Origin of the sequence: Salmonella sp. GDC200615, assembly GCF_050574145.1 — a bacterium.
Lineage (GTDB): Bacteria > Pseudomonadota > Gammaproteobacteria > Enterobacterales > Enterobacteriaceae > Salmonella > Salmonella enterica.
The window spans coordinates 528,810-550,542 of sequence record NZ_CP192247.1 but is presented as its reverse complement, the minus strand read 5'-3'; the positions used below and the strand labels follow the sequence as shown (position 1 = coordinate 550,542).

Below are 21,733 nucleotides of genomic sequence, written 5' to 3'. Positions count from 1 at the left end.
TGAGGGGCCTCCGTTATTATGCGTGTTCTTCTTGATTATCTACAGGTAGCGTAACTTCATTAACGGCGAAAACATCAATAGCGCCGTTATTGTTGTGCCCTACAGAACTCGTGGAAGGGGAATCATTAATATCATCCTCGGTCTTTCCTCTTGCATTCATTGCGTTCACAATATCCGCCGAGGAGTGATCGACTGAGAATGTTTTCTCCTTAATCAGGAAATCATTGTCTTTATCAATGAATTTCACGTCCATAGTATATTCACCATCTTCCAAAGATAGCGGAACTTCGAATATTGCTTTCTGGTTAGTTATCGGCAGAGTAAACTCTTCTCCTTCAAACATAATACTGACATTAACAATATTCTCAGGTACTGATATTTCAAAAGAAGGTGTCTGACTAATTGAACGATCTATTTCATCCCCAGAGTCAGCGTTTAACAATGTAATACTATAGGCTGTCTCCTTCACCACGCTTTCTTCCGCCGCAGACGGCACTGTACGAAGATGCGTAGCGCTTTCGGCATTCACTGTTTCAGACTCCGGTGGAGTAACCGCTGTTGCCGTGGCGTCATCGCTCGCATCGTCATGCTGGCTATCCGCTGTTACCGTCACCGTTGAGTCAACCGTCACCGCTAGCGAAGCAGATTGCTGTGAGTTCCCCGCGCGATCCACCACCGTCACGCTCAGCGTGTAGGTACCATCATTCCAGGCGGCTGGCGGCGTGAAGGTCCAGCCATCCGCGCCTTGCGTCGCCTGATAGGTGTCTGTCACGCCGTTATGCGTCACGTTTACGGTCATCCCGGTCACATCAGCATCAATATGCTGCAGCGTGAACTTAGGCTGGGTGTGATTCGTCACGTTATCGCTGTCTGAAACGCCATTGTCTTCACCTGCTGCCAACGCAATCTCCGGCACCGTCAGCGTACTGTCGATCGTAACGGTAATGGGTAACGAGTTTTTCTGATTACCCGCGGCATCGCTTGCGATTACCGATATCGTATAGGAACCATCAGCTAACGGTGTACCTGGCGTAAAGAACCAAACGCCATCGGCATTTTTTTCAGCATTATATACGGTCCCATTGATATCAACCTGAACGACCACAACATCGCTTTCCAGATTCCCGATAATAAAGGTAGGTTGCTTATCTCGCGTAATATTATCGCCCACCGTACCACTGTCTGAGTCTGGAGATAATGAAATAACGGGAACCTCTTTCATGATATCGAGAGAGACATCATCACTCCGGTTACCAATCGCATCCACACTCGTAATGGTAAACTTCCCTTCCGATGGATACGGGATAGCCATACTCCATTTACCATTATCAGGAGCGGTTAACGTATAAGTATTCCCATTACTATCGGTTATTATTAGCTGAGATTTGGCTTCCGCCGTCCCCTGCATAATAATTAGATCGTTGACAATATCTGAATAAGTTACGACCGGAGCGTTTGGCGGCGTTCGATCAATAAATATTTCATGTACCTCTTCCTTACGGTTGCCTGCGTTATCCTCAATACTCAACGTGATATCGTATTTACCTTCCGGAAGCTGATCGGTCGATAATTCCCACTGCCCATTAGCCGCAACGACAGCGGTTGCCAACGTGACCCCTGCCACGATTAATGATACCGTAGCGCCAATTTCCCCCATACCTCTCATGGTAATAGTGGAGCTATTACTCCACCAGTCCGTTTTCGATGATGATTTATTGTCATCAAGCTCGCTGGTAAATACCTGGATATGCGTATCGACCCAAATGGAATACTTTTCCTGATTTACGTTACCAGCACGGTCCGTAGATTTAACAGTGATATCCAGTTGGCCTTCTGTGAAATAAAGCGGGTTCACCGGCATCTGCCAGTGGCCTTTTTCATTAACCCAAACTTCCCCCACATTTAAGCCATTAATGATGATTTCTATTTTGCTATTGGGCTCGGCACTGCCACTAAACAATAAGTTACGCGTCGTGTCCGTTATATATATTTTGCCATCACTACCGGTCATCTCTGCTAACGTTTGTCCACCGATAGAATCAATGGCGACAGGCGTCGTATTAAAGGTATCGATAGTAAAGTTTAGCGTTTTCGAGGTAGCCGTGTTGCCTGCTTTATCGGTGATAACATAATAAATGCTATGGGAACCATCGCCCAACGGTGACTCAGGTCGATAAACTTGATTTCTGTCCGTCACCGTGATCGTATCGACTAACACCCCATCAATGAAAATCTGAACACTCTGGTTCATTTCTCCAGAAATACTAAACGTAGGCCGGGTCTGACTCGTTATACTATCATTACTGAAAATACCGTTATCAGAACCTGCCACCATAGCAGGATTATCGATAAACGTACTGGTATCTATCGTGACGAGTAAGCGAGGCGATTCTGCCGTATTACCTGCCGGGTCTTCGGCAACCACACGGATAGAATATTCACCATCTTTTAACGCATTATCAAACTGGTAGGACCAGGTTCCATCTTCAAGCACAAGCACATTTGCCACGATCTTTTCATCCACATAAATATGGATTGTGGCTCCCGCTTCTGCGGTGCCAACTAACACAGGCTTGTTGCGATTAGTAATCAGATCGTCAAATGAACCAGAGTTGCTTGCATCTTCAAGGTTGAGCGTTGGGAAGTCGGTTGATGAATCGACATCCACGCTATAATCCTTGCTCACTTCAGTGTTGCCAGCAACGTCAGTAATGCTGAAATGAATATTAAACGTACCATCATCTTGCAGCAGTATCGGCGCGCGCCATGTGCCATCAGCCTCAACCATAACAACGTTGACTAATTTACCATCGACAAAGATGCTGACCTGAGAACCAGCCTCCCCGACACCTGAGACTGACAACGCCCGGTTATTAGAGAGGGCCGGTAATGAATCTTCATCAATGTCAAAGACAGCAATTTGAGAATCGATTGTCACGGTTGTAATCGCAGACTCAACCCGGTTACCAGCAGTATCCGTAGCAACAAATTGCACCTGATACTCGCCGTCGGCGCTATTTGCCGGCATGGTATAGCTAATATTACCTGACGAACTCGCCTCTACTGTGCCTTGTAACACACCATTAATATAAACCTGTACCGTCGCGCCGGGATCGGTCATGGCAACCAGTACCGGAGACTTATTATTGGTAATCAGATCATATTTATCACCGCTATTAGTATCCCGACTTAATGAAATATCGCTGATTTCAATCTGCGTATCATGTTCTATCAGGATATCTTTTTGTTGGCTGTTGCCCGCTTTATCTTCCGATACCACGACAAAGGCATTACTACCTTCACGCAGATCTAATTCTGCGCTCCATCGACCATCATTGCCTACCACCAGGGTAGCAATAACCACCCCCTGCGGACTCCTGATGGTTAAAGTACTTCCGGCTTCGGCAGTACCATCGATGGTGACATGAGATTTATTGGTGATCCAGTCGCCAACTTTGCCACTGTCATCAGCTTCGCGTAATACCACGGTTAACGGCGAAATTACCGTATCCAGTATCACATTCTGCGGACCAAACTCTCTGATATTGCCGGCAACATCTTCAACTTTAAACGTTAATACATAATTACCGTCATTACCCAAAGCAGGTAATACTACGCCCCAGTGTCCTGCGCCTGTCGTATAAGCAATCGCTTTTTCAACGCCATTCACAAAGATAGTGATTTTGCTGTTTGGCTCACTGGTGCCGCCAATCTCCGGCGTCACCGTATTGATATATCCGCCCTCATGCATTCCAGATATATTCCATACCAGTTCAGCAACCTCGGTATCGATAGTGACATCAACGGCGGTGGAACGCAGTTCGCTATTATCGCGAGGGTTGACTATACCCACCTGGACGACATAATGGCCATCTTTCATTTCCGATAACTGGAAAGTATATCGACCCGCTGTATCCGCTGTCGCCTCGCCGACCTTCACGCCATCCACATAAATACTCACAATCGCATTAGGTAACGTGTTCCCAACCAGGGTCGGCGTTTTATTATTCGTGGTAAAGTCTCCTAAGGCACCACTATCGCTCTCCTCGCTGAGCTTTATGGTTGGAGGCGTGACATCAATAACAGGTATTACGACAGGAAAGTCGACCTGCGACGATTCATTACCCGCTTTATCTTTGGCAACAATGCTCACAACATAGGAGCCTGGCGCTAATACTGATGGCGGCGTCCAACTCCATTCGCCATTCGCATTGGCGTTTGCCGAGCCGACCACTTTCCCATCCCACTGAATCATAATCGTCGAGAACGCTTCGGCAAACCCTTTGAACTCAGGACGCAGGCTGGTTGCTTCATGCTGATCATCAATAGATGGATCCGAAAGGCGAATGGTGGGATCGATCGTAACCGTATCGATAGTGAATCTTTCCTGCGTTTGCGCAGTATTTCCCGCGACATCTGTTGCGACGACGTTGATGGTATACATGCCATCCGGCAGTATATTCGGCGTCACACTCCAGTTGCCATCAGCGCCAACCGTAATCGTTTGTTTTAAAACCTCCCGACCTGACTTATCGTCAACAATGGTAATCACCAGTTTCGCATTGGGCTCTGCAGTACCTTCGAATTTGGGATTTTGCTTATTCGTAAGGTTATCGCTATTGGAATTTCCGGTATCAGACGCTGGCTCCATTCTGACACTGACGCTTGTCGTGGTATCAATGGTAAAGGGCAGCTTAGTTTCAGAAGTATTTCCGGCAATATCTCTGAAGACAACAACGGCTTCATATACGCCATCGTTTAACGCAACGGGAACCTGGAATTCCCAGAGGTTATTGCCATTTGCCGTAACCGGATAAGAAACGCCGTTAATTCTGATTACAACAGTATCAATATCGGCGGGTACATTGCCAATAACGAAACGTGGTTTAGTGACACTCGTAATATTATCAACAGCGCTTTCGCCAGTATCATCCGCATCCAGCAAATCAATACTGGGATCAGAAACAATAGTGTCTATTGTGAATGATACCTCTTTGCTAATTTTATTACCTGCGATATCTTCAGCCACTATTTCTATTTTGTAAGTTCCATCCACTAACGGTGTATCAGGGGTAAACAGCCATTTATTACCTGCCCCCTGAGTCAGTGTGCTGGATTTCCCGTTTAAAATTACCGTCACGCTCTGCAGCGGTTCTCTGGCTGAAATCTCAAAACGTGGAGAGGTAATATTCGTAATACCATCCGTAGAATCCTTTCCGGCGTCGTCCAGCATCACGACGCTCAGGCCGTCAATCTGCGTATCCACGGTGAAGCCCAGCGTGGAATTTGCCGTATTCCCTGCCCGATCCGTCGCCTGGACATGGAGAGTATAATGACCATCAGGCAATGCGCTACCTGCAGTAAATTCCCACTGCCCGGCCGCATTTTTACTGATGGGCGTCCAGTTTACGCCATCGAAAGAAACCAGCACCGATGTCACATCATCAGGCGTTGCAATTTCAAAAGAGGGACGGGTAGCATTGGTGACATTATCGTGATCGTTGACGCCGCTATCTGTTGTTAACGTAACACTGTCAATCTGAACCTGCGTGTCGATTTCAATCTTCAGTTCGGCCGATGTTTTGGTATTACCAGCAATATCCGTTACGGTAACAGAGATCGTATGCTGACCGTCAGACAGCGGTTGATCCGGCGTAAAGGTTAAATTCCCCCCTGTGTTTTCAATGGTGTAATCCCGACCATCAATATGAACCACAATGTGTGATACATCATTATCGACATTACCGATAATAAACACCGGTTTGTTAATCCTGGTAAGATTATCATTAGTATCATCACCAGTATCATGGGTGGGATCGAGTACAATTGTCGGCTCTCGCAGAGTCGTATCAATCGTAAACTGCAGCGTTTCCTGCGCAACGTTGCCGGCGATATCAGTCACATCAACCAAGAGAGTGTGTTGCCCATCAGGTAATGCCGAACCGACATTAAATATCCAGCGGCCATCCCCTCCTTTTGTGAGTTCAATCCAATTAGCGGCGTTATCGATTTTAACGCGCACATGAGTAATATCATCAGCGGTAACAATACTAAACTGCGGCTTGTCGACTTTGGTAATGTTATCTACATCACTATCACCGCTATCTGTAACCAACGTGACGCTTTCAATTTCAGCCGTCGTATCTATCACAACAGGTAATGGTTTCGATGTCGCGGTATTTCCGGCCTTATCTTCAACCGTAACGGTAATATTATAAGAACCATCCGGAATGGCATTGCCTGGCGTAAATTGCCAACCAGCCCCAACCTTAGTCGCGTTATAATCATGACCATCAATCGTCACCACGACTTTGATAACATCGGGGTCAACATTACCAATCGTAAAGGTGGGTCGTGAAATATTAGTGATATTATCGGCTGTATTCGCTCCGGTATCTTGTCCTGCGTCTAAAGCAATAGTCGGAACCTGTATATTAGTATCGATATTAAATACTAAATCTTTATTCGCAATATTACCTGCCTCATCCGTGGCCTCTACGCGAAGGGTATATGTGCCGTCAACCAGAGTATTCGGGCTGTCAAAAATCCACTGTCCGTCGGCATTTTTGCGTATCACATTCCAGTTAGCGCCACCATCCAGGGTTACGCGTACCTGGACGACATCACCGGGAACGTCAATTCTGAATGACGGTTTGGCAACATTCGTTAATTGATCATTCTGCACGCCAGTATCATTAAGCAATACGATATTGTTAATGGTTGTCGTGGTGTCAATACGCACCTCAAACGGCGCAGACTCTTTTACATTCCCCGCCAGATCTTCCACCACAACGGCTAACTGATATGAGCCATCAGCCCAGCTCGCAGAAGGCGTAAAGCGCCATTGACCATTGGTGAATACCGCCGCTTCCTCGTGCGTTTTACCGTTGTAAGTTACTTTGACCATCACGCGCGTAACGTCAGAATCAACCTGGCGTATGTCGAACACAGGCCGATCGTGATTGGTGAGGCGATCGCCAACAGTACCGCTATCTTCGCCAGCTGCCAGTTCAATCACCGGCGTAGTCAACGTACCGTCTATCGTCACCTTTAAAGGCGCGGATGTTTGCTGGTTGCCTGCCACATCTGTTACCGTCACGGTGAATGTGTAGCTACCGTCCGCCAAAGCAGAATCCGGTCGATAGCGCCAGCCGTCGGCTGATTCGGTGAGTACCACCGTTTTAAACGTGCCGTTATGCTCAATACTCAATTCCACGTGTCGAACATCTTTATCGATACTCCCCAACACAAATACTGGCTGAGTGACGCTGGTCAGATTATCGTTCTTATTCTGTCCGGTATCCTGATCGGGCGCCAGCTCAATGGTTGGCGTCATCAACGTGATGTCGATAGTGAAATTGAGCGTCTCCGTCATCTTATTACCCGCACCGTCAGTCACTTCCACGGTCAGGGTATGCTGTCCCTCTGGCATATCCGTCGGCCAGGTGTAATCCCAAATGCCAGCCGTCGAACTCTTGATTGCGGTAACCCAGGTCGTGCCGCCGTCAATACTCAGAAGAACCTTTTCCACATCATCCGGTACCGAGATCTGGAACTGCGGACGCACATGTTTTGTCACATTATCGCCAGGGACGCCGCTATCGTTGACTAATTCAATATGATCAATGGCTATTTGCGTATCCACTGTCACCGTCAGCGGCGTAGACGGACGCGTATTTCCCGCCCGATCCTCCACTGTCACCGTCAGCGTATAATCACCGTCGCCCCACGGCGCTGGCGGTGTAAAGCTCCAGCCTCCAGCCCCCTGTGTCGCGGTAAACGAGGTTGTCGTTCCATTATGCGTGACGCTGACTGTAACGTTGATAACATCCGAATCGATATTCTGCAGAATAAAGGTCGGTCGGGTGCGATTGGTCATATCATCGCCAGGCGTACCGGTATCATCCGTGCTATCCAGCGCAATAGTCGGCGTCGACAACCGGGTGTCGATGAAAAATTCAAGCGTTTGCGTCGCCGTATTGCCCGCTCTGTCGGTGACCATGACGGTTAGGGTGTGTTTTCCATCGCCCATATCCGTTGGCCAGGTATAGCCCCAGACGCCTTCAATACCCTGCGCCGCGCTCACCCAGTTTGCGCCCCCATCAATGCTCAGTTGCACAGAATTCACATCCGCCGGCACCGTGATCTCAAACTGCGGACGGGTGCTGTTAGTTAGATTGTCATCAGGCATGCCATGATCATTGACCAATGTAATATCAGTAATGCTGGTTTGCGTATCTACCGTCACTATCAGCGGCGTGGACTGACGAACGTTTCCTGCGTTATCCGTTACCTCTACCGTCAGTGTATAGCTACCGTCCGCCCAGTCAGCATCTGGCGTAAAGCGCCACTGTCCTCCAACCTGGGTTAGTGTCACTTCCTGGCTATTGCCGCCCTGTGTGATCCGCAAAATGACCGATTGCGCATCGGAGTCAATATTGCCAATGGTAAAGCCCGGTCTTTTGACGCTCGTAATATGATCGCCAATGGCACCTGTATCGTCCCTGCTATCCATAGTGATGGTAGGCGTTGACAGCCGGGTATCAATGGTAAAATCGAGCGTCTGCGTCGTCTTATTTCCCGCCTTATCGGTCGCTTCTACCGTCAGGGTATGTAGCCCGTCGGTCACATCTTTCGGCCAGGTGTAATCCCAGATCCCTGCCGTGCCCTGTGTTGCACGAACCCACGTATTACCGCCGTCGATACTCAGACGTACCTCGTTGACATCCCCTGGCACCGTGACGCGGAAGTGTGGACGAACGTCATTGGTCAGGTTGTCGCCGGGAATACCGTTATCATTAACCAGTTCAATAACATCAATGGTGATTTGGGTATCAACCGTGACCGTCAGCGGCGCTGAGTATTTTACGTTCCCCGCATCATCCTCCACCCTCACCGTCAGCGTATAGTCGCCATCTGCCCATGTGCCGGTCGGTGTCACGCTCCAGATGCCGGTCGCGCCTTTGGTGGCCGTCAGCACTTCTTTCGTGCCGCCATACTGCACCTCAACCGTGACATACCGCGCGTCTGCGTCAATATTGCCCAGTATAAACGTCGGCTTATTCGCGTTGGTCAGGTTATCGCCTTTTGTTCCGCTGTCGTCCGTGCTGTCCAGCACGATAGTCGGTTCTGACAGCATGGTATCGATGATGAAGTCCAGTTTCTGCGTCGTCTGGTTTCCCGCCTTGTCGGTCGCCTCCACTGTCAGGGTATGCTTCCCCTCTCCCACATCAGCCAGCCAGGTATAATCCCAGACGCCCGGCGTCGCGCTCTGGGTAGCGTTGAACCACGTCTTGCCGCCGTCAATGCTCAGGCGTACCTCGTTAACATCCGTCGGTACCTTCACCTGGAAGTGCGGACGCACGTTATTAGTCAGATTATCGTCGGGAATACCGCTGTCATTGACCAGTTCAATGTTATTAATGGCGATTTGCGTGTCCACCGTCACCGTCAACGATGCAGAATGGCTGGTGTTCCCCGCTTTATCTTCGACTGACACACTCAGGGTATAATCACCATCCGCCCACGCCCCTGTCGGCGTAAAGCTCCATCCGCCTGTGCCTTTCGTGGCGTCAAATGTGGTGGTGACGCCGCCATGCTCCACGCTGACCGTAACGCGAACGGCATCATCATCAATATGCTGCAGGGCAAATGTCGGCTGGGTGCGATTCGTCATGTTATCGCCCTGGACACCGGTATCGTCCGCGCTATTCAGTACGATGACCGGCACTGACAGCGTGGTATCAATAGTGAAGTGGAGTGTCTCCGTCACCGTATTACCCGCATTGTCAGTCGCTTTCACATTCAGCGTATAGTCGCCATCCGGCACGGTGCCCGGCCAGGTATAATTCCAGACGCCCGGCGTCGCGCTCTGTGTCGCCTTAACCCAGGTCACGCCACCGTCAATGCTCAGACTAACTTCGTTAACGTCCCCCGGTACCGTCACGCGGAACTGCGGATGGGCGTCGTTAGTCATATTGTCGCCGGGAATACCGTTATCATTAACCAGTTCAATAACATCAATGGTGATTTGGGTATCAACAGTGACCGTTAGCGACGCTGAGTGTTTTTCGTTCCCCGCCTCATCTTCCACCCTCACTGTCAGCGTATAGTCGCCATCTGCCCATGTGCCGGTCGGTGTTACGCTCCAGTTGCCGGTCGCGTCTTTGGTGGCCGTCAGCACCTCTTTCGTGCCGCCATGCTGTACCTCAACCGTGACATACCGCGCGTCTGCGTCAATATTGCCCAGTAAAAACGTCGGCTTATTTACGTTGGTCAGGTTATCGCCTTTTGTTCCGCTGTCGTCCGTGCTGTCCAGCACGATAGTCGGTTCTGACAGTAGGGTATCGATGATGAAGTCCAGTTGCTGCGTCGTTTTGTTTCCCGCCTTGTCGGTCGCCTCCACTGTCAGGGTATGCTTACCCTCTCCCACATCAGCCAGCCAGGTATAATCCCAGACGCCCGGCGTCGCGCTCTGGGTAGCGTTGAACCACGTCTTACCGCCGTCAATGCTCAGGCGCACCACGTTGACATCCGTCGGTACCGTCACCTGGAAGTGCGGACGCACATTATTAGTCAGATTATCGTCGGGAATACCGCTGTCATTGACCAGTTCAATATGGTCAATGGTGATTTGCGTATCGATGGTGACCGTCAACGGCGCTGAGTGGCGAATATTACCCGCCTCATCTTTCACCGTTACCGTCAGCGTATAGTCGCCATCAGTCCACGCGCTGCCGGGTACAAAACGCCACTGCCCGTTAGTCTGCGTCAGCTCCACCTCCTCGCTGTGACCATCGCGCATCACCTGCACGACGACCTGAGTCACGTCAGAATCAATACCGCCGATAATAAAACCCGGCGTTTTAACGTTAGTCTTATTATCGTTGGCGGTGCCGCTATCATCTGCGCTATCCAGCGTGATGGTCGGTGTCGACAATGTGGTATCAATGATAAAATTGAGCGTTTCCGTCGCCGTGTTGCCTGCAACATCGGTTGCTTTCACTGTCAGGGTATACGTATTTTCGACCAGATCTGTCGGCCATATATACTCCCAAACGCCGTCAGACGTCAGCGTTGCGTTAACCCAGTTGATGCCGCCATCAAGACTCAGTTGCACAGAGTTCACGTCCGTCGGTACCGTAATATGAAACTGTGGACGTGCTTCATTGGTCAGGTTATCCCCGACAATACCCGTGTCATTAAGAAGCTCAATGCGATCAATAGACGTTTGCGTATCGATAGTCACCGTCAGCGGCGCAGAATAATTTGTATTACCCGCCTTATCTTCTACCTTTACCGTCAACGTATAGTCGCCATCGGTCCAGGCTGCGCCCGGCGTAAAGCGCCACACACCGCCGTTCTTAATCAACTCTATCTGTTGGTTCTTACCATCATGCGCCACCGTCACCACCACTTTGGTCACGTCGGCGTCGATATTACCGAGGGTAAAGCCTGGCATCTTAACGTTGGTGATGTTATCGCCAGCGGCGCTATCATCCGCGCTGTCCAGGGTAATAGTCGGTTCTGACAGCAGGGTATCGATGATGAAGTCCAGTTTCTGCGTCGTTTTGTTTCCCGCCTTGTCGGACGCTTCCACCATCAGGGTGTGAGGGCCGTTAGCCACATTCGTCAGCCAGGTGTAATCCCAGACGCCCGACGTCGCGCTCTGCGTGGCGTCAAACCACGTTTTGCCGCCATCAATACTCAGTCTTACACCGTTAACATCCGCCGGTACTGTCACCTGAAAGTGCGGGCGCGCTTCATTGGTCAGATTATCGCCGGGGATACCGCTGTCGTTAACCAGTTCAATACGGTCAATGGCGATATGCGTGTCTACTGTCACCGTCAACGGCGCGGACTGCTTCACATTTCCGGCCCTATCTTCTACCTTCACCGTCAGGATATAGTCGCCGTCCGCCCAGTCGCTGGTCGGCGCAAAGCGCCACTGTCCGCCGGTCTGAACCAGTGGCACCTCCTGTTTAATGCCATTGTGCATTACCTCCACTATCACCCGGCTGACATCGGTATCAATATTGTTGAGGGTAAAGCCCGGCGTTTTAACATTGGTGATATTATCGCCCGCGATGCCGCTGTCATCTGCGCTGTCCAGCGAGAGGGTCGGCACAGACAGAGTGGTATCGATGGTGAAATCAAGTTCCTGCGTCGTCTTGTTTCCCGCCTTGTCGGTCGCCTCTACCGTCAGGGTATAGCCTCCGTCGGCCACATCATCCGGCCAGATATAATCCCAGGCGCCCGGCGTCGCGCTCTGGGTAGCGTTGAACCACGTCTTGCCGCCGTCAATGCTCAGGCGCACCACGTTGACATCCGTCGGTACCGTCACCTGGAAGTGCGGACGCACGTTATTAGTCAGATTATCGTCGGGAATACCGCTGTCATTGACCAGTTCAATGTTATTAATGGCGATTTGCGTGTCCACCGTCACCGTCAGCGATGCAGAATGGCTGGTGTTCCCCGCTTTATCTTCGACTGACACACTCAGGGTATAATCACCATCCGCCCATGATGTCGGCGGCGTAAAGGTCCATCCGCCTGTGCCTTTCGTGGCGTCAAATGTGGTGGTGACGCCGCCATGCTCCACGCTGACCGTAACGCGAACGGCATCATCATCAATATGCTGCAGGGCAAATGTCGGCTGGGTGCGATTCGTCATGTTATCGCCCTGGACACCGGTATCGTCCGCGCTATTCAGTACGATGACCGGCACTGACAGCGTGGTATCCACCGCGAAATCGATGGTCTTCGTCACGGTATTGCCTGCTTTATCAGTCGCCTCCACCGTTAGCGTGTATTGACCATCTGCCAGGTCTGTCGGCCAGATATACTCCCAGCTGCCTGCCACGCCCGGGGTTGCCTGAACCCACGAATTACCACCGTCAATGCTCAGACGGACTTCATTGACATCCGTAGGTACCGTCACACGAAAGTGGGGACGGTCGTCGTTGGTCATATTGTCGCCTTTCACACCGCTATCGTTGACCAGTTCCACCCCATCAATGGCGATTTGGGTATCGATAACGACCGTCAGCGGCGCTGAATAGCTGGTATTTCCTGCCTTATCTTCTACTTTCACCGTTAACGTGTAGCTGCCATCCGCCCACGTATTCCCTGGTGTAAATAACCAACTACCATTGAGGTGGGAAAGTTCGATCTCTTCGCTCACGCCATTATGCATCACCTGTACGACGACCCGATGCGCATCGGCATCAACACCGGAAATAGCAAAACCTGGCTTATTGATATTGGTCAGGTTATCGCCTGTAACCCCCGTATCATCCTTAGAAAGCAGGGAAATCACCGGCGTTGATACTGTGGTATCGATAGTAAAATCGAATACCGCACTGTTCGCTTTATTACCCGCAATGTCCTCAACCTTGACATAAACCTGATGCAAGCCTTCCGTTAAATCTGAAGTAAAGGTATAGGCCCATGAACCATCAGGTTGTTGCGTGGCAACACCGATCTGCGTATCAGACATGGCATCCCATACCTGAACACTGATAATGTCCGGATCAATATCTTTTAGGTGCAAGGTAGGTTTAACGATATTCGTTAAATTATCATCTGCAATTCCCGAATCTGAATCCGGGCTCAATGAAACTATCGGTATTGAAATAGCAGTATCGACGCTAATTAAGAAAGGATCCGAATGGGCAATGTTGCCAGCGATATCTTCAACTGAAGCGGTTATTCTATGATCGCCATCAACCAAACCTTGATCGGCTTTCAGGGTATACTCCCATCTGCCATCTTTATTTGTTCTGACCTCAGCGATCAGTGCGCCATCAATATAGAGTTTAACCGTTGAATAGGGTGCAGCGGTTCCTGTCAGTGCAGGATTCTTTTCATTAATAATATGGTCTGTATTATCAACCCCCGTATCGTTGACCAACTCTATTGTTGGTTTTTGCGTTTGCGTTACGATTTGGAAATTATACGCTGATGAGGAGGCAGTATTACCGGCAATATCTTCTACTTTTACCGTTACGTCATGCGAGCCATCGGATAACGCTGTGGTAAATTGAAAATTCCATACACCATCATCGCCAGCAATAGCCTCACCACTTAACACACCGTCAACATAGATGGAAACCTTAGCATTAGCTTCAGCCATCCCGGTAAACAACGGCGTATTAATTTTAGTAATCATATCGCCTTTAACGCCAGAATCAGCGCTATCATGCAACATAACAGTAGGGATCGGCGTAAAGCTATCAATGGTAAGCTGATAATCTACAGATGACGTTCTTCCTAAAGGATCGATGGATTCAACCGTAATCTTATAAACATTGTCAGACAGATTTCGGGAAATATCAAAATTCCAGTTACCGTCTGCATCCGCAGTCGTCACGCCTATCGTTTTACCATCGATAAGGATATTTACGGTAGCAAACCTATCAGCTGTTCCCAGTAATGTCAGAGCATTATGTTTATTGGTAATCCAGTCGCCTTTTGCACCGGAATCATCACTGGCATCGAGTTCCGCTTTTGGAGGTACAACTTCAGTTTGAATAGTAAAAGAATATTTAACAGTAGAGGATTTATTACCGGCGGCATCCTGAGAGATGATTTCAATATCATAGGCGCCCTGAAGAAATTTATTACTAAACTGATAATTCCAGGTCCCGTTTGAGTCAACCTCAATGCTGTCATATAATTTACCATCTCGTATCAATAAGATGGTAGACTTTGGCTCTGCCGTACCGACTAAAGCCGGTAAATCATTCCCTGATAAAATTATACCATTCGGTAAAACAACAAAGTCCTCCAAAGAAACCGTCGGAGGTACAGGGGCAATAGTATCGATAACGTAACTAAAGGAAAAATCCTTTTTGTTGCCAGCGACATCTTCAACAGTGAACGTAAGATTGTTAATCCCTTCCACTGAGTCGGAAGTGAAATTGAACGTCCATTCGCCCTTGTCATTCGCTTTAAAAATAACCTCTTCGCCAGTCTCACTATTTATGACACTGATAATAGCATTTGGCTCAGTTTTACCTGTAAAGGTTGGGCGAGTATTGTTAGTAACGTTATCTCCGACAATACCGCTATCATTCGTCGTTTCAATCTCAGCGCTGAAATAGCTGATACGTGTATCAATAGTAAAAGGCAGATTTGCCGTCGCTGAGGTATGCCCGGCAATATCAGTAGCTATTGCTGTTATATTGTATTCGCCATCCTTGAGCGGCGTAGTAAGCGTATAGCTCCATGTCCCATCTTTAGCAACAATGACCTCACCAAGATGTTTAAGTCCAAGATAAATAGAGACTGTAGAACCGGGTTCCGCCACACCAATAAATGTTGGCAGGGTGCTATTTGTAATGTTGTCATTTTTAATGCCGGAATCACTACTATCATCCAGCTCAATCGTCGGCTTTTCCGGAGGAATGGTGTCGGTTATGATACTATCCGTCGTTTCGTTTTTATTACCTGCTTTATCTACAGCAACGACTTTTATACTATTTTCGCCCTCAGATAATTCATTATCCTTAAATTCATAACTCCAGTTTCCATCTTTATCGACATCAACGCTGGCAACCAGTTTATTATCTACATAAATGTCAACCTTAGCATTCTCTTCCGCCGTACCAACAATTGAAGGCGTCAAGGTCGGCGTTAAGCCCTTATGACCGGACACACTACTTTCAGGCGAAAGTTCAAATGTTGGTTTATCGGTAACGGAATCGATAGTAATGACAAGTTTGGCGCTACCGCTCCCATCAGCAGTCTTGGCCTCTGCCTCCAGATTATATGTTCCATCAGTCAATGTTTCAGGCGCTGTAAAGGTGAAGTTACCCAAACTATCCGCTACAGCCTGACCGACAGCAATACCATTAATTTTAATAATAACCGTGGCATTGGGAGCAGTGCTACCTACAAACTGAGGTTTGGTAAAATTAGTTATACTATCATCTTTGCTACCGCTGTTACTCTCGGCCGCAAGCGCTAATGTGACTTTAAGCGGCTCTTTAACAGACTCGGCATCGAGCTTATTTTCCTCATTTTTACTGCTATTACTTTTGCCAGTACTGGTATTTTTATTAATAGGTTGAGGAAGAACTTTTTCAGCATCGTTCTGTTTAGAAGCCTGCGTTGCTTTAGCCTGTGTATTTTGCTGGGAAGCATCGCTTTGCTGAGCCAGATTGTCTTTTGCTACATTGTCAGCCAAAAAGTTCTGCAGCATTTCTTCAATTTGCTTTGACGAGTTCTGTACTTCAAACGCTTCATTGAGCGCTTTTTCTGCAGCCTCCTTAGCTTTCTCTGCTTCTTCCTTCGCCTTATCAGCTTCTTTCTTTGCGTTTTCAGCATCGTCAAGCTGCTTTTTTAATTCCTCTTCTTCCTTCTTATTTCGTCGTTTGCCATTACCTTTCTTTTCTACCTGAGCAGAATCAACCAATGAGCTGTCAATTCTCTCCAGTTGAATATCTTTTAAATCTACGCTGCCCAGAATTTTAGCGCCGGTAATAGTCTTATCTTTAAATTTAACAGCGAGGTTATTGCCTTTGATACTTGAATAAAGAGCGCCATTGACAATGATCACTGAACCACGCGGCGTGGTAATGTTCATGTCTGGCCCGGAAAGAGAAACTTTTGCGCCTTTGGCATTACCCAAAGAAGATAAATCAATTACAGAATTTTGATCGGCAAAAAACTTTTGTATGCTTTTATTTCCCATAATATTATATTCACTCTCAAGGTGTATCTAATCGTTTAGTATTAACTGGTTCTGAAAAGGCTTTGTCCACGCCTTTCATCAAGGGAGATAACAGGTATTCCATAATGCTGTGTTTTCCGGTAATTACACTGGCGTCAACAGTCATACCTGGTTTTAACCACCGTAAATCATCTTCATTAACATCGAATGCAATAATTACTTTATAATAACGCTGAATTGTTCCTCCGGTATTTTCCTCATAGGAATCAGGGCTAATATTATCGATAGTCGCATTATACGATTTTATCTTTGGTTGGATAATTGACTGCACATCCAGTTTAACGGCTTCATCTACATATATTTGGTCACGGTATTTGGGTAATATTTTCACATCGGCCAGCATAGTCCTTACTTTTGGTTTTATTTCAAAAAGTAAGTCCGCCGCCTGAATCACACCACCATGAGTAGTGGCACTTTTATTGATTTTATAAATTACACCGTCAACCGGTGAATAGATATCCTCCTCATTTATCTGCTTCTCTATTACTTTTAATGTAGAGTTAACAACCTCAAGTTCCTGAAGATTTTTAGATATTATTTTAGATAAAGATAGTCGCAATTCATTATTAAGCGCCTCAATATCATTAACAACCAACTCAATATCATCTTTTTTTAAAGTGATGCTACTTTCAATATCATTAATTTCAGACTTAACTTTTATATACGCCTGTTTCTTGTTAAGAAAATTGGTATATGGGCTAATTCCTTTTTTTACCAGTGGGGAAAGAATATTTATTTCCTCGGCAAGCAATGCGAGTTCTTTTTCTTTCGAACTCAGCTTCTCTTGTAATCCGCTAATCTCAGAATCAAGAGAGGTTTTTTTTAACTCTTTAGCTCTTATCTGACTATGCACTAATTCAATATTCGCTTTTACCTCTTTATTGCTTAAAGAACGGGTGCCATCCAGGGTAATCAACCCACTCTCATTTTCTTTATCAAGAATGAAAGATATTTCGTTAACATCTTTATCCAGATACCCTTTTTGAGTTCTATACCTTTGATATTCTTTTTGCAGATCAAGGTTAACGACCTTTGCAAGGAGTTCTCCTTTTTTTACAGTATCACCCTCGGCTACATAAATATCTTGTATCGTCCCTCCTTTAGAAAGAGATATTAACTGAGCATTATCTTTAGTAGTGATAACGCCCTGACCATGAACCACTGAATTAATTTCTATAAAGTAGGTAAGGATAATAATTAAGATCGTCAAAGAAATAATTATCATCATGAGATGATCGCTTTGTCTTCTATTCATTTCATTACATTTAACTCACTTTCAGTATTTCCTTTTAAATAATCCATTAAATGAAAAATCAATGAGAGTTGCTGTAGCTTTAAAATATACAGGCTATATTTGCTGTCGATCATGCTTACATATGCCTGAAATGCTTCATTACGGCTTGAAATTAAATCAAGCAAACTTTTTTGCCCTAACTGAAACTCCTGCTCATATAATTCAGTAAGCTGTAACGCGTTTGTATGTGAACGTTCCGCCACTGAGTAAGTCTCTTTTGCAGCGGCGTATCTTGAAAGTTGTGAATCAATGTTATAACGCGTTTTAATCAAAAAATCGTCAATTTGCAGCTTAGCCTGCGAGTAACTTGCCACCATTTTTCTTTCCTGGGCTGAATTTCTGAACCCATTAAAAATGTTGAAACTGACATTGATACCCGTTTTAAATTCATCTTCATAATCACTTTTTTTGGCACTACCGCTCGGGTTATTCTGTACATAGCTGGAAACAAGATCTACAGTCGGAAAATAGGATGATTTTGCGGCATTAATATCTTCGGTCGCGGCTTTTCGGGTATTGACAAGCATCTTATAGTCATCGTTGTATTTCATCACCATGTCCATAAGTTTTTCAGGGCTTTCGACAAAGATATATTTTTTGAAGAGGTTGAATTTTTCATCGCTTTGAATCTGAACTGGCGATAAATTCAGACCAGTCATATTCTGCATTTTATACATTTCATCATCCAACATCGACTGATACATAATGCTTCTGGTATTTAATGCATCGATAGATACTTGTACTTTACGCATATCAGATTGCATAGCTACACCGGAAGATACCAGCAACGAAAAAGTTTCCAGCATCTTTTTATAAAACTCTTTCTCCAGATTTACGCCATCAATCATTTCACGATATTTACTGATGTTGTAATAGGTTGTCACAACCTCCTGAGACACTATATTCTTTGTTTTTTCATAGTCAGTTTTACTATTATCTCTTTCATATTCAGATTTCCTGATATTAGCCCCCCTCACTCCAAAATCCGTTATTCGGTATGATAAAGACACCTTATTTTCAACGTTCCTCTCGGTACCTGATGACTCTTTCCTGTTATTATTAAGGCCAGATGTTAGATCCAGGGTAGGATAAAGTGCTGCCCGTGAAAGATCTAAGTCACTGTTTTTCTTTTCAGTCTCATAATATGAAACAGCAACAGAGGGCTGATGCATTAATGCGGCATTAACTAAATCTCTTAGAGGAATGACCGGAAGCTCGCTGGCGTATGTGCTTTGTGTAATAAAAGCAGTCGTCAGAAAAAACATCTTAATCTTCATTTTTTTCCTCCTTGTTTAACAAACGTTGCTTTACTATTTCCTGATGCATAGATGTTATTTTTTCCATTAATGGCATATAGGTATCACGGTAGCTAACCATTTCAGCACTAATCTCTTTAGTATTGGCAATAATCTTTTTATCAGTAGCCGATAGATCGGATAGCGCTAAATGAACATTATTCATATCCTCATCCATTTCTTTTCTCAGCCCATCGAGAGTATGAGAAATATCGGCACTGCCAGCGGCAATATCGTTTATGGTCTTACCATGTGAAAGAGATTCCTGATAACATTTATCAACTGATGTCATTATTGAATCATTCTTTTTATCTATAATATTTTGTATTGTACTCATTGCCTCCAGTCGTGCATTATTATCAGCAAGCAGGGTATTACCTTCAGATAAACGAGAGGTAATTGTTATTACACCGTCAACTAATTTTTTGGTATTTTCGTTATTGCTTACCAGATAACCATCAATCAGCGTAGAAAGTTGTTCCAGTTTTGCTGAGTTATCCAATAGTCGGTTTTGCAAAGTGACAAAGCTATCTGATAGCATCACTCGTTTCTTTTCTTCATCCTGCGTCCGTAAGTTTTCAACTGTCAGGTAGTTATCAAAAAACGCTTTAAACAACTCTTTAAATTCTACAAGCGTCTCTGATTCAACCCGCAGGCTTCGTTGTTTATTATTGGATCTGTTGCTTATGATTTTTAATTTTTTGATTTCCGTAGAAACAAGGGAATAGGAGCTGCGAACAAAAACACTTTGTGAGGTCAGGAGTATGGCGCAAACAACACCATAGATAGAAGATACAAATGCGGTATTCATCCCTTTCAATGGTTCAGAAAGCGACGCTACCATTGTCACGATCATATTGAGTGTATTACTTGCATTATCACCGCCAACATCTGATGGCGAGCTCAATAAGTTCCCGATTGAACCAATCGTAATAGACAGACCCGCAAACGTCCCCAACAGGCCAACAAGCGTCGACACATTGCTACAGCTCATAATAAATGACAATCGTTGATTACGGGCGGTAGACACATTGTCATCTAATTCCATCAGCAAATTGAAATCACACTGTTTGGGTTCCCCGGCAAACAAAACCTGATTGAGGTTAGAAAGAATGCTATTTTTTCTACTGGCGTCCTGAGCTATTAATATGTCTTTTGCTGAAATATTTTTAAGAATAGTGAATAATGCACACAAAGAACCTGTAATATAAATGGCAATAATGACCCCATTGTAAATTGCAGAAACCATAAAGTTATCAAAAACATACTCTCTTATACCGGGAAAAGATAAAGCGAAAAAAGGGAGTATGGCAAGGAAAAAACAGACAAACAAATAGCGGTAATGATTTATATATTTCACTCTGACACCTTTTTATTAATAGTCGTGATAATAGCTTTACTCGTTGTACTTGATGCTGCGGAGTTAACACTCATGTCAATAACTACATCAGGATATATCTTCTTAATCTCTTTCATTAAAATAATTCCCCGTTCATATCCCAGTCGTAAAGAGTCAGAGAAAGAGATGTCTGCCTGAGGAATAACCATTTCTATCAATAAATTACTATTGATTTTGTCTTCTAACCAAGCCTCTATTTTATGAGTATCCTCTTCAGAAAAGCTTCTCAGCCTGCCATGATACGTAATAACAAGCTCATTTTTTGTAGATGTTATATCAATTTTCTGACCATCGGCGATATCGTATACTCCAACCTCCTTACCTGACATTGTAGTCATTCCGTCCGACACATCTTGAGTATTCACTTCTTTATTAACTATTTCATTATCATTTGAATTGTCATTGGCTCCGCTATTTTGAGCAGTAGATTTAGTCTTATTCTCTATATTTGCTTTATAAACTTTAATTGAGTTGTCATACATAATAATCATATTATTAAGTGCAAACACCAACATAAGAAATATAAAAATACACAATACCGTAGAGAATGTATCAACAAAACTAGGCCACGGATTACTTTCGTCTTCCATGTTGTCTCCTGATATTACATTGTGAATAAAATGTTTTTGTGGATTAGAAAGGATAAAGGATGCTCAACTTATTCAGAAAGTGAACGCTACCGCCCTTGGCTTCCTGCTACCAATACGCTTTATAGATTTCAGTTTTCCTACATCTCGTAATCAGAAAAATAAAAACAACGACGCCATTTTTATGCGCCCACAACAAAGATGAGTGCTTTAATTAAAAACACTCTTCATTTTTTTAATTAGGTAGACATCAATTATTGCACTAACTATATCTTCCCCAATAATAGGTATCGCATAAGCTCTCAACTCATAAATAAAAAATAGTCATCAGCAAATTAAAACCACCCACCGATAAATAGATTTGTTAGCTAATCATTGAAACTCTAAATCATTTTAAGGACATATTTCTTTTTAATACGCGTT

At 45.5% G+C, this 21,733-nt stretch carries 5 protein-coding genes; all 5 read right to left on the bottom strand.

The window, feature by feature from the left end; genetic code table 11:
* Positions 1-16: 16 nt before the first annotated feature.
* From siiE to siiA, 5 genes are read right to left on the bottom strand one after another with little or no spacing between them, the layout of a single operon-like run.
* On the bottom strand, positions 17-16,696 hold the full coding sequence (siiE, locus tag ACQ29O_RS02535; RefSeq protein ID WP_254486127.1) for a non-fimbrial adhesin SiiE: 16,680 nt from the start codon (positions 16,694-16,696) through the stop codon (positions 17-19).
* Between the two features lie 16 nt (positions 16,697-16,712).
* Positions 16,713-17,990, bottom strand: a complete 1,278-nt coding sequence (gene siiD, locus ACQ29O_RS02530; protein ID WP_001081935.1) for an SPI-4 type I secretion system protein SiiD — start codon at positions 17,988-17,990, stop codon at positions 16,713-16,715.
* Positions 17,987-19,306 (bottom strand): SPI-4 type I secretion system protein SiiC, encoded by a 1,320-nt coding sequence (gene siiC / locus ACQ29O_RS02525; RefSeq protein WP_001746915.1) that lies wholly within the window; start codon positions 19,304-19,306, stop codon positions 17,987-17,989. The genes siiD and siiC overlap by 4 nt, the downstream gene beginning before the upstream one ends.
* Complete coding sequence (locus ACQ29O_RS02520) at positions 19,296-20,684, bottom strand: MotA/TolQ/ExbB proton channel family protein (protein WP_000875190.1); 1,389 nt, start codon at positions 20,682-20,684, stop codon at positions 19,296-19,298. The genes siiC and ACQ29O_RS02520 overlap by 11 nt, the downstream gene beginning before the upstream one ends.
* Positions 20,681-21,313: an SPI-4 type I secretion system auxiliary protein SiiA gene (gene siiA, locus ACQ29O_RS02515; protein ID WP_000389238.1), complete on the bottom strand. Its 633-nt coding sequence runs from the start codon at positions 21,311-21,313 to the stop codon at positions 20,681-20,683. Before siiA ends, ACQ29O_RS02520 begins: the two co-directional genes overlap by 4 nt.
* Positions 21,314-21,733 lie beyond the last annotated feature (420 nt).